This is a genomic window from Streptomyces boncukensis (assembly GCF_011045075.1).
Lineage (GTDB): Bacteria > Actinomycetota > Actinomycetes > Streptomycetales > Streptomycetaceae > Streptomyces > Streptomyces boncukensis.
Genome location: NZ_JAAKZZ010000579.1, coordinates 1 through 4,217, shown reverse-complemented (window position 1 = coordinate 4,217; position 4,217 = coordinate 1). Strand labels below are relative to the sequence as shown.

General features: G+C 70.5%; 2 protein-coding genes, 1 tRNA gene and 1 pseudogene. 3 read left to right on the top strand and 1 reads right to left on the bottom strand.

Features of this window, described 5'->3' with window-relative positions; genetic code table 11:
- Positions 1-203, top strand: a pseudogene (locus G5C65_RS32365) (MBL fold metallo-hydrolase); the annotation flags it as partial.
- Between the two features lie 394 nt (positions 204-597).
- Entirely contained in the window at positions 598-1,851 is a 1,254-nt protein-coding gene (locus G5C65_RS39740; protein WP_338146767.1) for a tyrosine-type recombinase/integrase, read from the top strand.
- A 175-nt stretch (positions 1,852-2,026) separates the two neighbouring features.
- Here G5C65_RS39740 and G5C65_RS32355 read toward each other — a convergent pair.
- Positions 2,027-2,099: transfer RNA gene (locus G5C65_RS32355), tRNA-Arg, on the bottom strand.
- 342 nt (positions 2,100-2,441) lie between these two features.
- Here G5C65_RS32355 and G5C65_RS32350 point away from each other — a divergent pair.
- Positions 2,442-4,163 carry a dynamin family protein gene (locus G5C65_RS32350; protein WP_206442516.1) on the top strand — a complete coding sequence of 574 codons (1,722 nt, stop codon included), beginning with the start codon at positions 2,442-2,444 and terminating at the stop codon, positions 4,161-4,163.
- The last annotated feature ends 54 nt before the right edge of the window (positions 4,164-4,217 follow it).

Sequence of the window (4,217 nt, the reverse complement as noted above, 5' to 3'; positions counted from 1 at the left end):
ACCCCGTCCAGCTCGCCCACCCCGCCATCGGCGCCTGCGTCGACATCGACCCGCGGCAGTCCGAGGCCACCCGCCGCCAACTGCTCGGCTCCCTCGCCGGCACGGACACCCTCCTCCTCGGCACCCACTTCGCACCGCCCACCGCCGGCCGCGTGGTCGCCCACGGGGACGCCTACCGGCTGAAGCCCGTCCCCGCTTCCTGATGCCGTTGCCATGCCGTCTCGGTCACCGCAGGTATGGCCCAGCCCCTCGGACCCCACCAGGGCCGCTCCTCTCGAATTCACCGCCGAGGGCGAACACGCCAGGGACAAGTACGCGAAGGGCAGCCCTCCTACGTACGGGGATAGCCGGCTCAAGTCGATGGGTTTTCCGCGCTGGAGTCGTATCTGGCGGGGATCGAATCGGCCGACGCTGACCTGCAGCCTCAAAGGGACAAGATCGTGAGACAGCGAGAGGTGTCCCCCTGAATGAGACATACAGAAAACCTGTAGACCACTACAGCGGAACGGGACATCCCGATTGCGGGCCTACACGTACCGGGTGCTCACGCACCGCCCCGGACTGGCTGCGGTCCCCGCGCGCTGGGTGCACTGCACGGTGCTGCACGGCGGCCCGGTCGAGGAGTACCGCGACGGCGAGATCCGCGAGATCAGCGAGCGGGTCGCCAAGGAGTGCCAGAGCCTCGGTTCCTTCGACTTGACCTTCGACCGGCCCGGCATCGGCACGGTCGCCATCGAGTGCGCGGCCCGCCCCGGCATCCCGGCGCGTCGATTGTGGGAGCGTGCGGCCCGCGTCGACGCGGACGTCACCGGCGGCCGCTTCCCCCTAATTCCCGCCGTGTACGCCCTGCACATCTCGCTCGCCTACGGCACCGCCGGCCCGGTCCGGGCCGACCGGCGCGAGCTGAAGGCGGCTCTGAAGTGGGTGGAGCGCAACACCCTGTCCATGGCAGCCTGGGAAGATCCGGTCAAGGTTGACGACATCTTGCGCGCTGTCGACACGAAGCTTGACGGCAAGCGGGCCGCGGCCAGCTCCGTCAAGCGCACGCGGCGGGTGCTGAACGTGGCGATGAAGTACGCGATCAAGCGTCGGATCCTGCACGCGAATCCTCTGCCGAAGGGGAGGGGTGCAACGCCGCAGGCGTCCAATGCGGTCGACAGGCGGTCCCTGACCCACCCGCACAAGATGGCTCGCATCCTTGCTCGGATCCGGCGTCGCGCTCGCGGGGGGCGACGGCTGCACGCGTACTTCAGCACCGTCTACTACACCGGTCCACGGCCCGAGGAAGCCGCGGCGATGTACGCGGACGATGTCACGATCCCTCCTGAAGACGCTGAAGACCAGTGGAGCGATCTCCTCTTCCACACCGCCCAACCGGAGGTCGGAGGGAACTGGACTGATGACGGTGAGCTCCGTGAAGAGCGTGGGCTGAAGGGGCGGGCCGAGGACGACACGCGCAGCGTGCCCGGCCCTCCTGCGCTGACGAAGATCCTTCGAGAGCACATTCGGGCTGAAGAGCTGAAGCCGGGCGACCGGTTGTTCCAAGGGGAGAAGGGAGGGTTCATCGCCGGATCGGTCATTCGACGGGCATGGAGGACCGCCCGCAAGGCGGAGCTGACCGAACGGGAGTACGAGTCCCTGATGGGGCGGCGGATCTACGACATCCGGCACACCCGCCTGACGAAGTGGCTCAACGACGGCATCCCGCCCGCCCAGGTCGCCTACTGGGCAGGCAACAGCGTCCCGGTCCTGCTGGCCTTCTACGCAGGCTGCATCGAGGGCCAGCTCCCGGACCTCAAGCGGCGCATGGAGGCCCAGGGGGACCTTCCCGAGCTGCCCGAGGACCGGTGAGCCGCACGGGCAGCGTCACCGTGTATTCACCGTGGCCACCCGCAGAAACCCGGTGACAGCCGGACGGCGCCGGACTGTCCCGCGATCTCCAGGTGGGCGGTCCGGCGCCTCCAAACATCACAGAAGTAGGCTCTGACCAGTAAACAAGCCCTCCCGGAGGGAGGGCGGGTCGGAGCGCCCCCGGCAGGACTCGAACCTGCGGCCAAGTGCTTAGAAGGCACCTGCTCTATCCACTGAGCTACGGGGGCCGGTCTTCATCGCGGGTTGGGCGGGCTTGCCCCCGGAGCGACCTTGGCGGGGTCAAGGATAGGGGGCCGAAGGGCTCGTCCCGCTCGCTTCGCGACCGCGACGCGGTGTGGAGGTTCAGTGAAGCGATCCCGATAATCGCAGGCGGGTGCGATTTGCGCAGCGCTTTTCGCGCCGTCGGGCGAGGGTGTTGCGCACTCGTTATGGCTGCGGCACGGCTGCAGGGTGCGGCATGAGGGGTGAACGGGGCGATTGGCAGGCGAAACCTGTCATTTTCACCATCGCGTAGCGTGAATACGCTTCAAATACGCCTCAAAATTGGGCATTCTGCACATGTGGCGATCTTGGACGTACGGCCGGAACTGCTCGACGCGCTCACCGCGCTGCGCGATCGTGTCGCTGCCGCGCGGTTTCCCCTGCCGCTGCCGGATGCCGAGCGGGCGCGTCGCTCCCGCGCTGAGCTGCTCGCTCAGCTGGACGACTACCTGGTGCCCCGGCTGCGCAACCCGCGGGCCCCGCTGCTCGCCGTGATCGGGGGCTCCACCGGCGCGGGCAAGTCCACTCTGGTGAACTCGATCGTGGGCCGCCGGGTGAGCGAGGCAGGGGTGCTGCGGCCCACGACGCGGACGCCCGTGCTGGTCTGCCACCCGGAGGACAGGGCGTGGTTCGCGGGCCGCCGGGTGCTGCCCCGGCTGGAACGCGTCTGGGTGCCCCGTCAGGAGGACGGGGAGGACCGGGACGAGGACGGCACGGACGACGAGAGCGGCGCCGGGGAGGCGGGAGGGGCCCGGGACACCGGGGAGCGCGCGCTCCGCGTCGAGACCGACCCCGGGCTGCCCCCCGGGCTGGCCCTGCTCGACGCGCCCGACATCGACTCCCTCTTCGCCCCGAACCGCGATCTGGCGGCCGAGCTGATCTGCGCGGCGGACATCTGGGTGCTGGTCACGACGGCCGCACGGTACGCGGACGCGGTGCCCTGGCACCTGCTGCGCACGGCGAAGGAGTACGACGTCACGCTTGCCACTGTCCTGGACAGAGTGCCGCACCAGATGGCCGCGGACGTGGCACGCCAGTACGGAGTGCTGCTGCAGCGCGAGGGACTGGGCCAGGTTCCGCGCTTCACCATTCCGGAGCTCCCCGAGTCAGCGGGAGGCTCCGGACTGCTGCCCGTTTCGGCGGTCGCCGGGCTGAAAGGGTGGCTCGAACGGTGCACCACCGACCCGGAGACACGGCGCGCCGTGGTCGGGCGGACGGCGGCAGGTGCCGTCGGCTCGCTGCGCGCCCGGATCGCCGCCCTGGCAGGCGCCTCGGCTGCCCAGCACGCGGCCGCCCTGCACCTGGCGCAGCAGACCGAGACGGCGTACGAACAGGCGGCGGCCCGGACGCGTGCTCGGATCACCAGCGGTGAGCTGCTCGCGGGCGACGCGGCGACACACTGGCTCGGCTTCCCCCAGGACAGCGGTGGGGACGAGCTCCTCGACGCCTTCACGGAAGGGCTGACCGCACTCCTGACGGGCGCGGTGTCGGCGGCGGACGAACGCATCGCCGAAGCCCGCGGCAGCGGTCCACTGGCGGGCCTTCAGGACATCACTCCCGAGGAACGGTGTGAAGGACGCGGCAGGGCGGGCGTTCTGGTGCGGCGGTGGCGGCGCTGCGTCGAGGAGCTGGCGGAGGAAGAGGTGCGCGCGGCGGAGCGCGCCTCCGCTGCCGACGCCGAACGGGCGGCCGGACTGCTCGCCGCCGCGCTGCTCGGCGGGACGGCGGCTCAGGGCGCCTGCCGGGCGCTCGCCGGGCTCCTCGGCGGGAAACGCGCACAGGGGCTGCGGGAGCGGGCGGACCAGCTGCTCAGCGACTGTGTGGAGCGCGTGCTCCACGAGGAGCGCGAACGGAGGCTCGCCCTCCTGGACGTCCTGGAGGCGGGCCCGGAGCCCCAGATGGAGCTCGTCGCCGCCTTCTCCGTGCTGAGCAAGGTCGACGAACAGGCCGCACCCCTGGCACACGCGGGGACGGCAAGGGAAACCGGACGAGCAGGCGTGAGCAGCACGACCACGGGCGGAGAGGGGTGAGCTGGGTGAGCAAGGTGTCCGGCGGCGACGGCAGAGGGATGCGGGAGACGCGAG